Origin of the sequence: Rhizobium sp. Root483D2 (assembly GCF_001426685.1) — a bacterium.
Lineage (GTDB): Bacteria > Pseudomonadota > Alphaproteobacteria > Rhizobiales > Rhizobiaceae > Pararhizobium > Pararhizobium qamdonense.
Genome location: NZ_LMFB01000044.1, coordinates 128083 through 146594, shown reverse-complemented (window position 1 = coordinate 146594; position 18512 = coordinate 128083). Strand labels below are relative to the sequence as shown.

Below are 18512 nucleotides of genomic sequence, written 5' to 3'. Positions count from 1 at the left end.
GCGGCGTTTGACGTTTGCAGGGTGAGGGATGGCATCGACATGACGGAACTGGCTGACGACGAGCGTTTTATGGCCGAGGCACTGCGCCTGGCACACCAGCATCTGGGTGCCACCGGTTCCAATCCGTCCGTCGGCTGCGTCATCGTCCGCAACGATGGCGAAGGCGCCAAGATCGTTGGCAGCGCGGTGACGGCCATTGGCGGCAGGCCGCATGCCGAGACGCAGGCGCTTGCCGCCGCCGGCGAGGCCGCACGCGGCGCAACGGCCTATGTGACGCTCGAACCCTGTTCCCACCACGGCAAGACGCCGCCCTGCGCCGATGCCCTGATTGCCGCCGGCATTGCCCGTGTCGTCGTGTCCGTCGTCGATCCGGATGAACGTGTCTGCGGACACGGTCTGGAAAAGCTGCGCGATGCCGGTATCGAAGTCGTCACTGGCGTGCTGGAGGAAGAGGGCGAGCGCGAGCTTGAGGGCTACCTCATGCGCAAGCGCAACAACCGGCCGTATGTGACTCTGAAACTTGCCGTTTCCGCCGATGGCATGATCGGTATCAAGGGGCAGGGGCAGGTGAGCATTACCGGCGCTCCCGCCCGTGACATCGTGCACCGGCTGCGATCGGAAACCGATGCGATCCTTGTGGGTATCGGCACCGCCATTGCCGACGACCCGGAACTGACCACGCGGATTGCGGGGCTGGAGCATCGCTCGCCGCTGCGCATCGTCATCGACGGCGATCTCAACCTGCCCGTGACCTCCAAGCTGGCAACAACGGCACGCACCGTCCCGGTCCTGATCGTCACCGGCGAAAGCGACGGCTCGGTCGCCTTTCTCGAGCGCCAGCAGGAATTGGAGGCAGCCGGTGTCGAGGTCGTGGTCTGTGACCCGAAGGCGCCGGCCGATCTGCTTGCGGCGCTTGCCACGCGCGGCATATCCTCGCTTCTGGTCGAAGGCGGCGCGCGCACGGCGCAGCAATTCCTCAATGACGGGCTGGTTGACCGGATTCTTCTGTTTACCGCACCGCTGACCCTTGGCGAACAGGGGGTGCCATCCCCACTTGACCGCAAGCTGATCCCGGTGGGCTTCGTCCACCGGCGTACAGACACGTTCGGCGACGACCTGCTCGACACCTATGAATACGAAAGAACGCTCTGATGTTTACCGGCATTATCACCGATATCGGCACAGTCGAAACCATTACGCCGCTGGATGAGGGCATCAAGCTGCGCATCGCCACGGCCTATGATCCCAAGGGCATCGACATCGGCGCCTCGATCGCCTGTTCCGGCGTCTGCCTGACGGTCACCACGCTGCCGGAAGACGGCGCAAACGGCCGCTGGTTCGAGGTCGAGGCCTGGGAAGAGGCGCTGCGGCTGACCACGATTTCAAGTTGGACGGCCAGCCAGAAGATCAACCTGGAACGCTCGCTGAAGATCGGCGATGAACTGGGCGGCCATCTGGTCTCCGGTCATGTCGATGGCAAGGCCGAAATCCTCTCCGTCGAGACGGAAGGCGAGGCGACGCGTTTTCGTCTGCGCGCACCCGATCATCTGGCAAAATTCGTGGCCCCGAAGGGTTCCATCGCTCTGGACGGTACGTCGCTGACGGTCAATGCCGTCAATGGAACGGATTTCGACGTGTTGCTGATCCGGCATTCGCTGGATGTGACGACCTGGGGTCAGCGCAAGGCTGGCGATTTCGTCAATTTCGAAGTCGATACGATGGCACGCTACGCGGCCCGGCTGGCGGAATTCCCGGCACCGAAGGCCGAGTAGTAGCCTGCGCCGCAGATATCTGCTGCAATCGAAAGGCGATCCCTTGGACGATGCATGCGGTGGGCAAAATCTGCCGTATGCATCCCGTGCTCCAGTTCACAGGATGAAATAGCCCTTCGTCAGAACGACCGCATCATCCAGATGGATGGCAAAGTCGGCTTTCCCGTCGCCATTCGTATCGCCGTAAATATAGGTGTCGGATGCCTGCTTGCTGTATTTCAGCTCGCCCGCCTTACCGCTGAACGCCGCCGTCCCGATGAAGGTGAATGCCTGGTCACCGGATAGAAGGGAATTGGCATCGATGGCGGACAGGTTGATCCGGTCGCCGCCGGTGCCGGAAAAGTCCAGGATCGTATCGCGGCCGCCTGCAGCCACCGTTGTCTCCGGGAGAGACTTGAACACGAACGTATCCGCACCTGCGCCGCCTGTCAGAGTGTCGGCGCCGAGGCCGCCATACAGCGTGTCGTTGCCGCCATTGCCCGACAGGACATCGTTGCCCGCCGCGCCGGACAAAATATTGGCGCCGGCATTGCCAGAGAGCTTGTCGGCAAAGGCCGTGCCGCTCAGGTTCTCGATGGACACATAGACATCACCCTTTGCGTCGCCGGTATTGCCGGCCGCATTGGCAAGGCTCGCCACGACGCGGGCCGTCGCGCCCAAATAGGATGCGGTATCTGCGCCTGCGCCGCCGTCGAGCCTGTCGCCGCCCGCGCCGCCGATCAGGATATCGGCACCGGCACCGCCGGACAGGAGATCGTTGCCAGCCCCACCGGACAATTGGTTGGCAAGAGCGTTGCCGTAGAGCTTGTCGGCAAAGCGCGAACCGTCCAGGTTTTCGATCGAGACATAGGTGTCGCCCTTGGCATCTGCGGTATTGATAGCCGCATTGGCAAGGCTTGCCGTCACGCCCTTCGTTGCCGTCGCATAGGATGCAGTGTCGATGCCGGCACCGCCATCAAGCTTGTCGGCACCGGCGTCGCCGCTCAGCCAGTCGGCGCCATTGCCACCGCTCAAAGTGTCGTTTCCGGCGCCTCCGAACAGGATGTCATTGCCATCGTTGCCAGTCGCCACGTCATTGCCGCCGAACAGCATGACGTAATCGGCACCATCGCCGCCGTCGAACCGGTCGGCTCCGGTCAGGGCGCCGGCAATGAGGTTGAGATCGTCGGTGGTGGAGGCTGTATTGGCCGCTGCAAAAATTCCGGCGAGGGACACATTGATGCCGCTGACGAGGAAGGCCTGCGTGGCCTGATACCAGGTGGAAAAGCTGCTGACGGTGCCGCCGGTGGGTCCGCCCATTCTGTCGTAAACAAAGCCGGTGCCGAAGAATTCTTCCCGGCCCATCGCATAGTTAGCAATAAAGCTGGTGGCATTGCTGGTGTAGGATACCGCAGCGAGGATTTCGCTGAAATCGGTGTCGCGGATGTCAAAACCGAAGCCGCTATATACTTTGATATTCGCCATGTTGGTTCCCGAACGTAAACTGGCAGTCATTCCACCTCTTGACGCCCCCACGTTGACCGGGATGCGCAAACGAAGCCCCTGCGGTGCCGCTTCAACCTCGCGGAGATGCTCCAATCAGCGGAACTTCGGCAGTGTGACAGGCTTTGAAAATAGCACATTGCAGCCGCAGGAAAGGTCGGCTGCCCTACGCCTTCCTCGGTACTGCAGCCTTCTCATTTCGGCGCTGCCGGATGCTGCGGCTCGATCTTGGGATGACGGAAAGGTGGCCCGGCTCGTGGCGTGCGGGCACGCGGGAGGTCTGCCGTTCATTGTGGTGTCTGCGTAACCGGCGGATCAGCGTTCCAGCATGACCACATTCGCCCCGTGATAGGTCGTGCGGCCGGTTTCCCTAAAATTCAGCTTCGAGGCCACTCGGAGTGAGGCGCGGTTGCTGATATCGATGATGCAGGTCTTCTTCAGCGACGGAAATTGCTGGTCGCCCCATTTCATCGCTGCGCTGACGGCCTCGGTCGCCAGTCCATGGCCGTGTGAGCGCGGCGAGAGCGCCCAGCCGGTTTCCATCGTGCCTTCGAGCGAGGGCGTGATGCTGCGATGGACATCGTGAAAACCGGCCTCGCCGATGAACTGGCCGGTTTCGCGGTCCTGCAGGGCCAGAAAGCCGAAGCCGAAATAGTGCCACATGCCGACCTGGCGCAGGAAGCGGGTCCAGGCCTGCTCGCGCGAAAACGGCACGCCGCCGATAAAGCGCGTGACTTCGGGATCGGCGAAAAGCGCGGCATAGGGTGTAAAGTCGTCGCGGCGGTAGGGACGCAGGATCAGGCGTTCTGTTTCAATGGTAGGGACGCTGTGCATGGGAAGGTCCGTGTGAAATGGCGATGCCGGTATTTGATCAGATTCCTGGCTCGCCGTCCCAGTAATCTGTTGCGCTGTCGGCGCGCCCGACAAAGCGGAAGACGGGCTTGCCGCCGGGCGTGGCGCGCGACTTGGCGAGGAACTTGCCGGAATCCGGATATTCGACGATTTCAGCCTTGGCGTTGGCCGAAATGGACAGATAGGTCAGCGGGACGGTGCCGGTATTGATCAGGTGATGGGCGGTCTCCGGGCCGCCGGCCGGTGCTCCCAGCACGTCGCCGGGCTTGACCGGATAGCGGTTGGCGCCAAAGCGGTACTCGCCTTGCCCGCTGACGATGACGAACAGCTCTTCCTCGATATGGTGATTGTGGAACGGGCAGCTGGATTTTCCCGGCGGCACCTCGCTATAGCCGATGCCGAGGTCCTGGAGGCCGAGTTGCACCCCGAAAGATGCGTCACGGGATTCAAAGAACGTGCCGTTTTGCGAATGTTCAAGCGTAAGCTCCGCCGGATTGACGACGGGTTTCTGCATCTTTGTCATGTTTTTCTCCACCTCGACAAAACCTCTATAGAGATGCCATCAGGTTGAAAAGATGGCGGCAATTGCGGTATTATCGGCTGCAACCATGCGTGCCCGCCCGCTCAAATCGGCCAGGGCCGCGAAAATTGCTTGCCAACCGGGCTCCGGCGTGATTTGACCGCCGCCTGCGCTGGAGATGTCCGGCCCCCAATTTCAGACAGGTGACAAATGTCAGATACCGAAAAACCACATATTCTGATTGTGGAAGCGCGTTTCTATGACGATATGGCCGACGCATTGCTCGATGGCGCCACATCGGCGCTGAAGGAAGCCGGCGCGACCTATGACGTCGTGACCGTTCCAGGTGCACTCGAAATTCCGGCGGCAATCGCCATGGCTTTGGATGGCATCGACAATGGCGGCACCGAGTATGACGGTTTCGTCGCGCTCGGCATGGTCATCCGTGGCGAGACCTACCATTTCGACATCGTCTCAAACGAATCCTCGCGCGCGCTGATGGATCTGACCGTCAGCGAAAGCCTGGCCATCGGCAACGGGATCCTGACCGTCGAAAACGACGCGCAGGCCTGGGCCCGCGCCAAGAAGAGCGAAGGCGACAAGGGCGGCTTTGCGGCCCGCGCGGCGCTCACCATGATCGACCTGAAGATCAAGCTGGGCGGCGAGCAGTGAGCGATACTCCGACCAATCCGCCGGCCGAGCAGCCGATCAAGCAGGCAAACCAGCGTGGGGCGGCGCGTCTTGCCGCCGTTCAGGCGCTCTACCAGATGGATGTCGGCGGAACCGGCGTTCTGGAGATCGTCGCCGAATACGAGACCCATCGTCTCGGCCAGGAGATCGACGGCGATACCTATCTGAAGGCGGATGCCTCCTGGTTCCGCTCGATCGTTGCCGGCGTCGTGCGCGACCAGCGCCTGCTCGATCCGCTGATCGGCACCGCCCTTCAGGACGACTGGGCCCTGTCGCGTCTCGATTCGACCGTTCGCGCCATCCTGCGCGCCGGTACGTTCGAGCTGCGCGAACGCAAGGATGTTCCGGTCGCCGTGATCGTCACCGAATATGTCGAGATCGCCAAGGCGTTCTTCGAAGATGATGAGCCCAAGCTCGTCAACGCCGTGCTCGACCGGATCGCCCGCACGATCAGAACCGACGTCAAGAAGTAAGCGTCGCGATGACAGATGAGGCAGGCGAAGGGCAGGGCATAGATCATGACCTGCGCGGTGCCCGCCGCAATGTCTATCTGCTGACGGCAGCGCAAGCCATTCTCGGCACCATCGGCCCCATCGTCTTTTCCGTCGGCGGGGTTGCCGGCTACCAATTGCTCGGCGAGGACAAGTCGCTGGCGACGGCACCGCTGACCGGGTTCAATGTCGGCGTGGCGCTCGGCGCGATCTTCGTCGCGGCCATGTCCCGGTTTCTGGGCCGCAAGGCAGCCTTCATGACTGGTGCGCTTCTAGGGGCCGGGGGCGGCCTGATGGCCGCCTATGCGCTGTTTCAAAGCGATTTCTGGCTTTTGGCGCTCGGTTTCTGCATCTGTGGCATCGCCGGCGGCTTCACCCAGAAACTGCGCTTCGCCGCTGCCGATGCGTCGCCTTCGTTCTACAAACCACGGGCAATCTCCTGGATTCTGGCGGGCGGCATGGTTTCGGCGGTGCTGGGCCCGCAACTCGTCATCCTCACCAGGGACGCGCTGGCACCGGTCTTCTTTGCCGGCGCTTTCATTGCGCTGGTTCCCACCTGTCTTGCCGCAATCGCCATTTTAGCATTTCTGCGTTTGCCGGATCAGCGCCCTGCCGCAGGCGCGCTATCCCTGGGGCCGGTGCGCCCGTTGCGCGAGATCGTTCTGACGCAGCGTTTTCTCACCGGCATGATTTGCGGCATCTCCACCTATGCGCTGATGACCTTCATGATGACCGGAGCGCCGATCGCCATGGTGGTCGGTTGCGGCTTCTCGCAGGACCTCGCGACGCTCGGCATCCAATGGCATGTGCTGGCCATGTTCGCGCCAAGCTTCTTCACCGGCATGCTGGTCAGCCGCTACGGGGCGGAGAGGGTGGTCGCCGCCGGGCTGGTCATCCTGATGGCGTGCGCTTTGGTGGCGCATGCGGGGATTGCGCTGTGGAATTTCTGGGGCGCGCTGATCCTGCTGGGCGCCGGCTGGAACTTCGGCTTCATCGGCTCGACCGCGATCGTCGCCTCCAGCTACCGGCCGCAGGAGGCCGACATGGTTCAGGGTTTTCACGATATCATCCTGTTTACCGCCGTTGCCATTGCCTCCTTCGGCTCCGGCAAGGTGCTGACCGCCTATGGCTGGGACATGCTGAGCGCCGCCGTCTGGCCGGTGACGGCATTCTGCCTTTTGCTGCTCGTTTCGCTGTTTGCCGCCGAAAGACGGCGCGCCGCCTGAGATTTATCTCCAAAAGTTGTATCGCCGACCGGTAAGCCGCCGCCAACCTACCGAAAAACGTGGGTTTTTCCTTTTATGGCGGCTTGACGATCCCGATTCGCCACAGCACTCTGCAGCCACGTATGCAGCCCGCGCTTGAAGAGGAGGCTTGGTCTGCAGCGCTTTTTGGGGGCCTGTGGAACGGAGTGAGCCCGCAGGCTAAACGGAGGAAATCGCGAAATGACCATACTTCTGGGCGTTATCGCATGCGGGTTGCTTTCGGTGGTCTATGCCATCTGGGCGACGCGGTCGGTGCTGTCTGCCGATCAGGGCAATGCCCGCATGCAAGAGATTGCAGGCTTCATACGCGAGGGGGCGCAGGCCTATCTCACACGTCAATATATGACCATTGCCATCGTCGGTGCCGTCGTCTTTGTCGGTGCCTGGCTCCTTCTCTCCGTCACAGCCGCCATCGGCTTCCTGATCGGCGCTATTTTGTCGGGTGCGGCCGGTTTCATCGGCATGCATGTGTCGGTTAGAGCCAATGTGCGCACGGCGCAGGCTTCCTCCGTCAGTCTTGCGGCAGGTCTCGATATCGCCTTCAAGTCCGGTGCGATCACCGGCATGCTGGTGGCTGGCCTAGCACTGCTCGGCGTCACCATCTACTATCTCATCCTGACGGTCGGCCTTGGCCTTGCCGAAGGCTCGCGTGAGGTGATCGACGCTCTCGTGTCGCTCGGCTTCGGCGCCTCGCTGATCTCGATCTTCGCCCGTCTCGGCGGCGGTATCTTCACCAAGGGTGCCGATGTCGGCGGCGATCTCGTCGGCAAGGTGGAAGCGGGCATTCCCGAAGACGATCCGCGCAACCCCGCCACCATCGCCGACAATGTCGGTGATAACGTCGGCGATTGCGCCGGCATGGCGGCCGACCTGTTCGAAACCTATGCCGTCTCGATTGTTGCCACCATGGTTCTGGCGGCGATCTTCTTTGCCGGCGCGGCCAATCTCAGCCTCGTGATGAGCTATCCGCTCGCCATCTGCGGCACCTGCATCATCACCTCGATCATCGGCGCTTTCTTCGTCAAGCTCGGCTCGAACGGCTCGATCATGGGCGCGCTCTACAAGGGCCTGATCGTCACCGGCCTGTTGTCAATCGTCGGCCTTGCCGTCGCTACGTCATTGACCATCGGCTGGGGCTCGATCGGCACCGTCGAGGGCAAGGACATTACCGGCACCAACCTGTTCATCTGTGGCATTCTCGGCCTCGTGGTCACCGCGCTGATCGTTGTCATCACCGAATACTATACCGGCACCAACAAGCGGCCGGTCAATTCCATCGCCCAGGCGTCCGTCAGCGGCCATGGCACCAACGTTATCCAGGGCCTTGCCGTGTCGCTGGAATCGACGGCGCTTCCGGCGATCGTCATCGTTGGCGGCATCATCTCGACCTACCAGCTGGCAGGCCTGTTCGGCACCGGCATCGCCGTCACCGCCATGCTCGGCATTGCCGGCATGATCGTGGCACTGGATGCTTTCGGCCCGGTCACCGACAATGCCGGTGGTATCGCCGAAATGGCCGGTCTTCCCCCGGAAGTCCGCAAATCGACCGACGCGCTGGACGCGGTCGGCAACACGACCAAGGCGGTGACCAAGGGGTATGCGATCGGCTCTGCCGGTCTCGGCGCCCTGGTGCTGTTTGCCGCCTATTCGAACGACTTGAAATATTTTGCCGCCAATGGCGACAAATACCCGTATTTCGCCGATGTCGGAACGATCTCCTTTGATCTGTCCAACCCTTATGTCGTCGCCGGCCTGATCTTCGGCGGTCTCATCCCCTACCTGTTCGGCGGTATCGCCATGACGGCCGTCGGCCGTGCAGCCGGTGCCGTGGTCGAGGAAGTCCGCCGCCAGTTCCGCGAAAAGCCTGGCATCATGGCGGGAACTGACCGTCCGGACTATGGCCGTGCCGTCGATATGCTGACGAAGGCGGCGATCCGCGAAATGATCGTGCCGTCGCTTCTGCCGGTCCTGGCGCCCGTCGTCGTCTATTTCGGTGTGCTGCTCATCTCCGGCTCCAAGGCGTCTGCCTTTGCAGCCCTCGGTGCCTCGCTGCTCGGCGTGATCGTCAACGGCATCTTCGTGGCGATTTCGATGACCTCTGGCGGTGGCGCCTGGGACAATGCCAAGAAGAGCTTCGAGGATGGCTTCGTCGATAAGGACGGCACACGCCATATGAAGGGGTCGGAAGCCCACAAGGCCTCCGTCACCGGCGATACGGTCGGGGATCCCTACAAGGATACGGCAGGTCCCGCCGTCAATCCGGCGATCAAGATCACCAATATCGTGGCGCTTCTGCTTCTTGCGGTTCTTGCGGGATAAGTAGCCTGAAATTGATACTCCGCGGCACCGGAGGTGCCGCGGAGTATGAGACTGGAAACCGATCGGAACGGCAATCGCCGTACGGGCTTTCGCTTTTAGCGGTTCCGGCTGGTGCTGTTATTTCCAAACACCGAATTCGCCATGCTCTTGCCGATACCATTGCCGGAGAGAACCTGGCTGAGGAAGGTCATTTCCTTGCCGCCGGTCGGCGTCGTGCGGGAAATCATGTCGAAGACCTTGCCATCCTGCAGCGTGTAATGCGCCAGCTGCGTGACGACGCCATCCTTGTCGAAATAGACGGCGAGTACGCTCTGTTCGACCAGCTTCGGCTTCATGAAGGCGACCGGGCGCTGACGCTTCTGCGAAATGTAGTAGAACACCTCATTGTCGAAGGTCGCCGTGGTCGATGGCGTGCCAAGCGACAGGACCACCTGCTCGCGGCTGGAGCCGACAGGCGCAAGCGCCAACGTCTCCTGATCGACCACATAGCCCTGATTGAGGGTTTCGCCGGTATTCAGCATCTCGGCCGTCTTGCAGCCGGAAAGGGTGGTTACGCAAATTGCCAATGTAAAAGCGACGTTGTTCAGAAATTTCATGTCTGACCTGAAATACCGTTTCGTCAACGACATCTCCCTCAAGGTAACGCTGGCAGATGCGCCATTGCATTTCGTGCCTGCTTCGGTAAACCAGCTTCCGCAATCATGCAATAACAGGATATGCGCGCTTGCGCATTTTGAAGCAGTCAAACTTGGGCTTTATGATGATCTTCGGACTGTTCGGTAAAAAAAACGGCAATGCGGCCATAGTTAAGCGTCAATATGCGCTTTTGACCGCCGCCGCCCGCCGTCCGTATCTTTATACCGATCTTGATGTTCCAGACACCGTGATGGGCCGTTTCGAGATGCTGTCGGCATCGCTGATCCTCTATTTCCGCCGCACCCGCAGCTCGCAACGCGCCGGTCAGGAGATCGCCCAGGAGATCATCGACGCGTTCTTCGAGGATGTCGATCACTCGATCCGCGAACTCGGCGTCGGCGATGTCGGCGTGCCCAAGCGCATGAAGAAGCTGGCCTCGATGTTCTACGGCCGGCTGGAAAGCTATGCCGCTGCCTTGGAGCGCCGCGATCGCGATGAACTGGCGGCCGCCTTGAAGCGCAATTTTCATCCCGAGACAGACGATCAGGCGCTGTCGATGCTTAGCCTTGCTGACTATCTTCTGTCCGCCGAGGCCCAGCTTGCGCAGCAAGGCGAGGATGTCGTAGAAACTGGCCGGATCGACCTGCCGCCGGCGGCCGCCTGATCGTCGGCGCAAGACGCAAGGTCGGCGCTTCGCAATGGCCGCAAGCACTATCTTGGGCGGTATCGCCGCCCGAAAGGACCAGACCATGCACCATGACGAAAAGCCCGCATTTTCCTATCCCGTGAAGGTCGGCAATATCTCAGCCAACGCCGTGACGGTGCGTCTGACAGCCGACGAGGCCGAACTGAAGGCGCTGCGCGACCTTTGGAATGTGCTGGAGGTCAAGTCGCTGACATCGGAGCTGCAGATCGCGCGCTGGAAGCGGGATGGCGTCAAGATCAAGGGCCGGGTCAAGGCAAAGATCGTCCAGGCCTGCGTCGTCACGCTGGAGCCGGTGGAATCAGACATTGACGAGCCCGTCGAAGCGATCTTCGTGCCGGAAGGATCGCGGCTGGCGCGCATTGCCGCCAACGATAGCGGCGAGATGATTCTCGATCCGGAAGGCCCGGACCTTCCCGACATGTTCAGCGGCGACACCATCGATGTCGGTCTGGCCGTGACCGAACACGCGGCACTGGCCATCGACCCCTATCCGCGCAAGCAGGGCGCGAGCTTTGGCGAACGGATCGAAAGCAGCGAAAAAGACGATGTCCGCCCAAATCCCTTCGCAGCCCTCAAGGATTGGAAAAAGGACTGAGTCCGCAACGGCAGTGGCACAAATCGGTTGTCACGTCAGCGAAAAACGGTATTTTGGCCGAAATCCAGCCCGTTGGGCCGTTTTGTCCCGTGAGTGGGGCCGTTACGTCTCAAACGTCATGAAAACACGTGTGTCTCCATCGCCCAGACTGATTGCGCCGGAACGAAACATGCAGTGTGGCAGGAAAAAAGGATAGGGCACGCGTGGTCAGAATTTCTCTTGATGTGATGGGCGGCGACTTCGGTCCGCAGGTCGTCATTCCAGGCGCCGCCAAGGCGCTCGAGCGGCATCCCGATATCCGTTTTGCGCTCTACGGTCTTGAAGAGCAATGTGCTCCCCTTCTGGAAAAATATCCGAAGCTCAAGGCCAGCAGCACCTTTCATGCCTCGGAACTGGCGATCGCCATGGACGAGAAGCCGAGCCAGGCGCTGCGGCGCGGCCGTGGCAAGGCCAGCATGTGGCAGGCGATCGAGGCCGTCAACAAGGGCGAGGCCGATGTGGTCGTCTCCGCCGGCAATACCGGCGCGCTGATGGCGATGTCGGTGTTTTGCCTGCGGATGATGCAGGGCATCCAGCGCCCCGCCATCGCGGCCATCTGGCCGACGCTGAAGGGCGAAAGCATCGTGCTCGATGTCGGCGCGACGATCGGTGCCGATGCTCAGCAGCTGATGGATTTCGCCCTGATGGGCGGCGCCATGGCGCGCGCGCTGTTTGAGGTGGAGCGTCCGACGCTCGGTCTGCTCAATGTCGGCGTGGAAGAGATCAAGGGCCAGGAGCAGGTCAAGGAAGCCGGACGCCTGCTGCGTGAAGCGGGCATCGACAGCATCGATTATTTCGGTTTCGTCGAGGGTGACGATATCGGCCGCGGCACGGTCGATGTGGTGGTCACCGAAGGCTTTTCCGGCAATATCGCGCTGAAGGCTGCCGAAGGCACGGCGCGCCAGATCGCCGAATATCTGCGGGCTGCAATGTCGCGGACGCTTCTGGCCAAGATCGGCTATATCCTCGCCAAGGGCGCCTTCGACCGGCTGCGCGAAAAGATGGATCCCAGAAAGGTGAACGGCGGCGTCTTCCTTGGCCTTAATGGTGTCGTGATCAAGAGCCATGGAGGAACGGATGCGGAAGGTTTCGCAGCCGCCATCGACGTGGGCTATGACATGGTCCGCAACGGCCTGAAGGCCAAGATCGAAAACGATTTGCAAAAATACCATGCCTCGCGCCCTATCGAAGGTGCAGCGACCGGCACGGCAGACGAGGTTTGAAAAGTATGATCCGTTCTGTGGTTCGCGGTTTCGGGGCATCACTCCCGCAGCGGGTGATGACCAATCGCGAAATGGAAGACAAGGTCGACACGTCCGACGAATGGATCGTGCAGCGCACCGGGATACGCCAGCGCTACATCGCCGGCGAAGGCGAGACCACGGCGTCGCTCGGCGAAGGGGCTGCCCGCGCAGCGCTTGCCAATGCAGGCCTCACGCCCGCCGATATCGACGTGATCATCGTTGCGACCTCGACGCCCGACAACACCTTTCCGGCCACCGCCGTCAATATCCAGAACCGCCTTGGCATGCATCATGGCGCAGCGTTCGACCTGCAGGCGGTCTGTTCCGGCTTCATCTTTGCCGTCACCACCGCCGATGCCTATATTCGCGGCGGGCTTGCCAAGCGGATTCTGGTGATCGGCGCCGAAACCTTCTCGCGCATTCTCGACTGGAACGACCGCACGACCTGCGTGCTGTTTGGCGATGGCGCCGGTGCGCTGATCCTCGAGGCCCAGGAAGGCGAGGGCACGACCGCCGATCGCGGCGTCCTGACCACGCAGCTGCGCTCCGACGGCGCCCACAGGGAAAAACTCTATGTGGACGGCGGTCCCTCGACCACCGGCACGGTCGGCCATCTGCGCATGGAAGGCCGCGAAGTCTTCAAGCATGCGGTCGGCATGATCACCGACGTGATCGAGGCCGCCTTCGAGGCGACCGGCACGACGGCCGATGATCTCGACTGGCTGGTTCCGCATCAGGCCAACCGCCGCATCATCGACGGTTCGGCGAAGAAACTGGGTATTCCGCTGGAGAAAGTGGTTGTCACCGTCGATCTCCACGGCAACACTTCGGCAGCCTCCATTCCGTTGGCGCTGAATGTCGCAGCCTCCGACGGCCGCATCAAAAAGGGTGATCTCGTCCTCCTTGAGGCGATGGGGGGTGGCTTCACCTGGGGTTCCGTGCTGCTGCGCTGGTAAAAAAATGTGATATGGTGCAGACGCTTGACCGGAATGGACAAGGGCAATACTCTTTCCGGGCTAATCGATATTACAAGAAAATCGGTGGGGGAAGATGAGCGGAAAAACGGTAACACGAGCAGACCTGGCCGAATCGGTTTTTCGCAAGGTCGGTCTTTCCCGAACGGAATCGGCCGAACTGGTGGAGACCGTGATCGATGAAATCTGTAACGCCATCGTGCGCGGCGAAAGCGTCAAGCTTTCCTCCTTCGCGACGTTCCAGGTTCGCGACAAGAACGAGCGCATCGGGCGAAACCCGAAAACCGGCGAGGAAGTGCCGATTTCCCCGCGCCGCGTCATGACGTTCAAGGCATCCAACGTGCTGAAACAGCGCGTGCTCAAGGCGCATCTGCAGCGCAAGGCCAAGTTGAAACCGCAATCCCCAGCGCTCTAATTTCATCCTCAATCATTAAAGTGGTTGAAAACACGTCCTTAAGCCGTTGAAATGCGCATGATTCGTGTAATCATCCGCAACGACGGCGGTTTAGACTCGGGGTGCAAGGCCGCGAGCCGGATGCGCATGATCGATCGCACGATGCGGAATGGGGGAAGACATGGACAAGAGCCCGGATGCATTTCGCACCATCAGTGAGGTGGCCGACGATCTCGACCTGCCGCAGCATGTGCTGCGGTTCTGGGAGACGCGCTTCCTGCAGATCAAGCCGATGAAGCGCGGCGGCGGCCGCCGCTATTACCGGCCGGAAGACGTCGATCTGCTCAAGGGCATCCGCCATCTGCTTTACGATCACGGCTATACGATCAAGGGCGTGCAGAAGCTGTTGAAGATGAACGGCAACAAGTTCGTCGCGGCCATCGCCAGCGGCGACCTGGCAACGGTCGAAGCGCTGGCGGCGGCCAATATCGAAGAGCAGGTGCAGCCGAAACTCGGCAATCCCGAAGAAGACCAGATCGTCGGCCGCGCCAAGGCACCGGCCAGCCGCCGCTTCTTCTCCTTCGTGGGCGGCAATGACGAAACGCCTGAGATCTCCGTCGGAAAGACCTCCGTCGGCAAGGAGGACAGGGCGCTTTTGCAGGAAGCGCTCTATGATCTGCTCGAATGCAAGCGCCTGCTCGACCAGGTGCGCTGAGCCCGCCTCACCGCAGCGGCCGGCCTTGTGCGCCGCCGCTTTCCCCTCGTGCCGCCCTGCCGTTCATGGTAGGAACCCCGACCGAATTTGTGAGCAAGGCGAGACGATGGAAAAGCCCTGGACGAAAAGCGTGACGCTTGCCCTGGAAGGGCCGGGCAAATACGTGACCATCTCGAACACGACGGAGGCTTCCTGGGCGATGATCGAGGATTGGCCGCTGGAGGATGCACCGGCGCTCGACCGGGCACTGGGGATCTGCGCCGAGGTCGTCGAAGGCAAGCGCCCCGCAGAAGACGCGCGAAAAGCGTTTCTGGCGGCAGCCGCCGAAGCGGAAATTGCGGTTCAGGACTGACGCATCACCAAGATACTGCATAGGGAGGTCTTTTGGCCTTGCCCTCAGTCGGGTAGCTTAGTTCCGGTGAACCGGCTATCGTCTCCCCGGCATGCGATTGAGAGAGAACAGGATGAACAGGACCCTGCAGGCGAAATTTCACGGCGAGATGCTGGCGCTCTACGATCACTGCGCCCGCATCGGCTTCCGGCCAGTCCTGTTTCGCCGCCTGGTCATCCTCAAGGGCGGCGTCGAGGCTGCCAGGGAACTCGTGTTCAAGCCCGGCACCACCGGCCTGGAACGGCTCATCGAGGCAAAGAAAACCGACCTCTCGATGGAGGCGGCAATGACGAGCGCGCAGTACCGCTGTCTGTTTTCGCCGCTTGAAATCAAGGAAGCCGCCAAGCGGCTCGAAGGCATCGCCACCCGCGAACGCTCCCGGAGCCGCCTGACGGCGACAGCTTCGCCCCGTTCCAAACAAGATGCGGCCAATCAGCATGCGGCCAAACAGGATGCAGCCAAACAGGATGTGCAGGAGCCGCTGTAGCAGTTCAACTATGCTGAAACTTTCTTTGAACCGGAACCGGTTTGAGGAATTATACAGTGTCACCAACGCGAAACAGGCATGATGACCATGACGAAGAAGCAAAAGCTCGAACATTCCGATTTTTCCGGCGAATTCACCGAAGACGACATCACCGTGCTGGTCGATATCTTCCGCACGGAAGGCAGCACCGGCGGCTGGACCATGGAAGTGATCGATCAGGATGAAGGCCTGACCGTCTGGGAAGAACCCTTCGCCACCGACAAGGAAGCCTTCGAGGAATTTCTGGCCACCGTCGAACGCGATGGGATTGAATCGTTCTTGGAAGAGCCGGAGACGGATATTTCGGTTCATTGAAGCCAGACCGCCAGTCTCCCATACAACGCAGAATAAACACTTAGAGCTATCAGCACGTCTTCAGGTCGACCGATCGGCAATTCCCTGTATATTATGAAATACTCATATATAGGCTTGGCTGTGGAGGGTGAGATGGCCGTTGTCAGTGGTGGGACTGCATTTCCGATTAAATTCAACACGCTGCAGGTTGATGGCCTGTACGATTACGATCTATCGGCGGTCTCGCCGGTATCGGCAAAATATTTCGACAATGCGAAGAATTACACGCTGTTCAAGGGCAGCGGCTTCACTTTTGATGCCTCTGACGTGCCGACCGGCGGCACCGTTTCGTCGGTGCGATATGTGGTCAACGGCAGCACCGCGCTGCTGGTGACAGGGCTGAAAATTGCCGCCACCGACGTTCACGCGTTCGCGTCGCAAAACAACACGCAAGGGCTCCTGAGCCTTGCCTTGAACGGTGACGACACGCTGAACGGGACGCCGCTCGCCGACGTTCTTTCCGGTTTCGGCGGCAACGATATCCTCAAGGGCGCTGGCGGCAAGGATGTGCTTGACGGCGGTGCGGGCATCGACACGGCGCTCTATACCGACAAGACCGGGTCCGTCGTGGTAACCCTCAAGGGCGCGGCCAATACAACGGTCACCGTCGGCGGGATCGCTGAAGACACGATCCGCAATATCGAGAATATCACCGGCGGATCGGGGGCCGACAAGTTGACCGGCAATGGCGGGCACAATGTCCTGAACGGTGGCGCTGGCAACGATACGATCAAGGGCGGCGGCGGTGCCGACACGCTGATCGGTGGCCGGGGCAATGACAACCTGAATGGCAATTCCGGCTCGGATACCGTCGATTACAGTCGAGACGCCGCAAGCGGCGGAACGCGCGGCGTCACCGTCAACCTGCTCGGCAATGGAAAGCAGGGCGGCCTGGCAGCCGATACCGCCAAGGACGGGTTTGGAAATACCGACACAGTGAAGAACATACCGAATGTCATCGGAACCAAGTTCAATGATCAGATCTTTGGCGGCAACCATGCCAACGACCTGTCGGGCGGCGCGGGCAACGATTTGATCGGTGGCGGCCTTGGAAACGATGTCTTGCGCGGCGGAACCGGCAACGATACGTTTTTCTTCAACAGCCGGCTTGGGTCGGCAAATATCGACGCGATTACCGACTTCTCCGTGGCAAACGACACCATACGGCTTGAAAACGCGGTGTTCACGGCCCTCAGCGTCACCGGCAAGCTTGCCGCCGCCGCCTTTCATATCGGTTCCGCAGCTGCCGACGCGTCCGACCGGATCATCTACGATGCAACGACCGGCGCCGTCAGTTACGATAAGGACGGCACAGGTGCCGCAGCAGCCGTTCAATTTGCCACGGTCGGCCATGACCTTACGATGACCAACGCCGATTTCTTCATCGTATAGCAGCGGTGCTGCGATCTGCGGCGCATGGCGTAGCGGATTGCAGACTATCGCTGAGCGGAATGTTGGAGCGGGATTTTTACGGCAGTTTCGGCTGCCGCAGTGCCCATCCACGCTTTTTCTTCCGGTAGAAAAGAAAAAGGTAACAGGTGCTGAGCTGGGAATATCAAGGAGAAAATGGTCGGAGCGGCGGGATTCGAACCCACGACCCCTTGACCCCCAGTCAAGTGCGCTACCGGGCTGCGCTACGCTCCGAACCGAAAAGAGGCGTATATAATCGGGACTTGGCGCGCAAGTGCTGATTTTGGAAAATGCGGTAAATCGCCGGAAAAAGCGGGAGGTTTTTCGTGGTTGGGGAAATTGCGGCAAACGGGCGTGCCAGGCCGCAGATTTTCCCGATGCTTAAAGTTTTCGGCAATCCCTTGCCGCGATAATGCGCGGGCGAAAAGGGGATTTGGGATGGCGAAGACGGCGGTCAGGAAAGGTCAGAAGCGGCGCACGAGCCACAAGCAGGCCAGGACGAGCATGTGGCCGTGGTATCTGGCCGGCGTGTTGTCGGTGGGTGCAGTGCTTGGCTATGAGCACCGGGCGCAGATATTACCGATGACCGCCCCGTTCTACACCGCGTCCATCGGCAAGCAGCCGGCAGTGGAAAAACGGTCTGCCCCTGAAAGACGTGCAGAGACACCACAACACTCGGTCAGGCCTGCGCTGGCGATGCCTTCGGTGCGGCCCGTTGAGCAGCCGGCCGTTGATGTCAGCGCATTGAAGACCGTGGACGAGCCGGCAGCAGCCCGCAAGCCTGGGGCTTTTTACTTCTGCACCGAAACGCTGGAAAACTGCGTCGTCGATGGCGGCACGTTCTGGTATGGACGCAAGAAGATCCAGATCGCCGATATCCAGGCGCCCAGAATCAAACAGGCCAAATGTGACGGCGAGCGCAAGCTCGGCTCCCTGGCGAAGAAACGGCTGTGGGAAATTCTCAATGCCGGTGAGGTGCAGTTGGCCGGCGTCTCCGGTCAGAATGCCAAGGTGACCGTCGGGCAGGGACGTTCGATCGGCGATATCCTGGTGTCCGAAGGGCTCGCCCATCCGTCCGGCGGCAAGGCGGGCTGGTGCGCGCAGGGATAGTTACGTCAATCATTGCGCCCACAATGG

The 18512-nt window shown here is 60.9% G+C and carries 21 protein-coding genes and 1 tRNA gene; 17 read left to right on the top strand and 5 right to left on the bottom strand.

Annotated elements, in window-relative coordinates; translation table 11 throughout:
- Positions 1-39 precede the first annotated feature (39 nt).
- The gene (gene ribD, locus ASD32_RS27855; protein WP_060641276.1) at positions 40-1152 is read left to right on the top strand and encodes a bifunctional diaminohydroxyphosphoribosylaminopyrimidine deaminase/5-amino-6-(5-phosphoribosylamino)uracil reductase RibD; all 1113 of its coding nucleotides are present in this window, start codon (positions 40-42) and stop codon (positions 1150-1152) included.
- Positions 1152-1772, top strand: a complete 621-nt coding sequence (locus tag ASD32_RS27850) for a riboflavin synthase (RefSeq protein WP_060641275.1) — start codon at positions 1152-1154, stop codon at positions 1770-1772. The genes ribD and ASD32_RS27850 overlap by 1 nt, the downstream gene beginning before the upstream one ends.
- Before the next feature lie 96 nt (positions 1773-1868).
- On the opposite strand, the gene ASD32_RS27845 is transcribed toward ASD32_RS27850, so the two are convergent.
- The 3 genes from ASD32_RS27845 to ASD32_RS27835 form a co-directional block, all read right to left on the bottom strand.
- A complete protein-coding gene (locus ASD32_RS27845) occupies positions 1869-3236 on the bottom strand; it encodes a calcium-binding protein (protein ID WP_060641274.1) in 1368 nt (455 codons plus the stop codon).
- 333 nt (positions 3237-3569) lie between these two features.
- A complete protein-coding gene (locus ASD32_RS27840) occupies positions 3570-4088 on the bottom strand; it encodes a GNAT family N-acetyltransferase (protein WP_060641273.1) in 519 nt (172 codons plus the stop codon).
- A gap of 37 nt (positions 4089-4125) precedes the next feature.
- Positions 4126-4629, bottom strand: coding sequence for a cupin domain-containing protein (locus ASD32_RS27835; protein WP_060641272.1), 504 nt, complete (start codon positions 4627-4629; stop codon positions 4126-4128).
- Positions 4630-4836: 207 nt separating this feature from the next.
- Between ASD32_RS27835 and ribH the strand changes: the two genes are divergently transcribed.
- The 4 genes from ribH to ASD32_RS27815 all read left to right on the top strand — a co-directional run bounded on the left by ribH (position 4837) and on the right by ASD32_RS27815 (position 9391).
- Positions 4837-5298 carry a 6,7-dimethyl-8-ribityllumazine synthase gene (ribH, locus tag ASD32_RS27830; RefSeq protein WP_060641271.1) on the top strand — a complete coding sequence of 154 codons (462 nt, stop codon included), beginning with the start codon at positions 4837-4839 and terminating at the stop codon, positions 5296-5298.
- On the top strand, positions 5295-5789 hold the full coding sequence (nusB, locus tag ASD32_RS27825) for a transcription antitermination factor NusB (protein WP_060641270.1): 495 nt from the start codon (positions 5295-5297) through the stop codon (positions 5787-5789). Before ribH ends, nusB begins: the two co-directional genes overlap by 4 nt.
- Positions 5790-5797: 8 nt before the next feature.
- On the top strand, positions 5798-7033 hold the full coding sequence (locus ASD32_RS27820; RefSeq protein ID WP_060641269.1) for an MFS transporter: 1236 nt from the start codon (positions 5798-5800) through the stop codon (positions 7031-7033).
- A gap of 219 nt (positions 7034-7252) precedes the next feature.
- Positions 7253-9391, top strand: coding sequence for a sodium-translocating pyrophosphatase (locus tag ASD32_RS27815; RefSeq protein WP_060641268.1), 2139 nt, complete (start codon positions 7253-7255; stop codon positions 9389-9391).
- A 95-nt stretch (positions 9392-9486) separates the two neighbouring features.
- On the opposite strand, the gene ASD32_RS27810 is transcribed toward ASD32_RS27815, so the two are convergent.
- Entirely contained in the window at positions 9487-10020 is a 534-nt protein-coding gene (locus ASD32_RS27810; RefSeq protein ID WP_060641267.1) for an outer membrane protein assembly factor BamE, read from the bottom strand.
- Positions 10021-10151: 131 nt separating this feature from the next.
- Between ASD32_RS27810 and ASD32_RS27805 the strand changes: the two genes are divergently transcribed.
- The 10 genes from ASD32_RS27805 to ASD32_RS27760 all read left to right on the top strand — a co-directional run bounded on the left by ASD32_RS27805 (position 10152) and on the right by ASD32_RS27760 (position 17357).
- Complete coding sequence (locus ASD32_RS27805; protein WP_060641439.1) at positions 10152-10691, top strand: ubiquinol-cytochrome C chaperone family protein; 540 nt, start codon at positions 10152-10154, stop codon at positions 10689-10691.
- An 85-nt stretch (positions 10692-10776) separates the two neighbouring features.
- Entirely contained in the window at positions 10777-11328 is a 552-nt protein-coding gene (locus ASD32_RS27800) for a DUF177 domain-containing protein (RefSeq protein WP_060641438.1), read from the top strand.
- A gap of 203 nt (positions 11329-11531) precedes the next feature.
- Entirely contained in the window at positions 11532-12590 is a 1059-nt protein-coding gene (gene plsX / locus ASD32_RS27795) for a phosphate acyltransferase PlsX (RefSeq protein ID WP_082546963.1), read from the top strand.
- A gap of 5 nt (positions 12591-12595) precedes the next feature.
- Entirely contained in the window at positions 12596-13567 is a 972-nt protein-coding gene (locus ASD32_RS27790; RefSeq protein WP_060641265.1) for a beta-ketoacyl-ACP synthase III, read from the top strand.
- A 94-nt stretch (positions 13568-13661) separates the two neighbouring features.
- Complete coding sequence (locus ASD32_RS27785; protein ID WP_060641264.1) at positions 13662-14000, top strand: integration host factor subunit alpha; 339 nt, start codon at positions 13662-13664, stop codon at positions 13998-14000.
- Positions 14001-14160: 160 nt separating this feature from the next.
- Positions 14161-14694, top strand: coding sequence for a MerR family transcriptional regulator (locus ASD32_RS27780; protein ID WP_060641263.1), 534 nt, complete (start codon positions 14161-14163; stop codon positions 14692-14694).
- A 106-nt stretch (positions 14695-14800) separates the two neighbouring features.
- Positions 14801-15046 (top strand): DUF982 domain-containing protein, encoded by a 246-nt coding sequence (locus tag ASD32_RS27775; protein ID WP_060641262.1) that lies wholly within the window; start codon positions 14801-14803, stop codon positions 15044-15046.
- A 112-nt stretch (positions 15047-15158) separates the two neighbouring features.
- Positions 15159-15572 (top strand): hypothetical protein, encoded by a 414-nt coding sequence (locus tag ASD32_RS27770; protein WP_060641261.1) that lies wholly within the window; start codon positions 15159-15161, stop codon positions 15570-15572.
- Positions 15573-15659: 87 nt separating this feature from the next.
- Entirely contained in the window at positions 15660-15926 is a 267-nt protein-coding gene (locus tag ASD32_RS27765; RefSeq protein WP_060641437.1) for a hypothetical protein, read from the top strand.
- Between the two features lie 132 nt (positions 15927-16058).
- Entirely contained in the window at positions 16059-17357 is a 1299-nt protein-coding gene (locus tag ASD32_RS27760) for a calcium-binding protein (protein WP_060641260.1), read from the top strand.
- Between the two features lie 175 nt (positions 17358-17532).
- On the opposite strand, the gene ASD32_RS27755 is transcribed toward ASD32_RS27760, so the two are convergent.
- A tRNA-Pro gene (locus ASD32_RS27755) sits at positions 17533-17609 on the bottom strand.
- Positions 17610-17813: 204 nt separating this feature from the next.
- Here ASD32_RS27755 and ASD32_RS27750 point away from each other — a divergent pair.
- Positions 17814-18485: a hypothetical protein gene (locus ASD32_RS27750; protein ID WP_060641259.1), complete on the top strand. Its 672-nt coding sequence runs from the start codon at positions 17814-17816 to the stop codon at positions 18483-18485.
- The last annotated feature ends 27 nt before the right edge of the window (positions 18486-18512 follow it).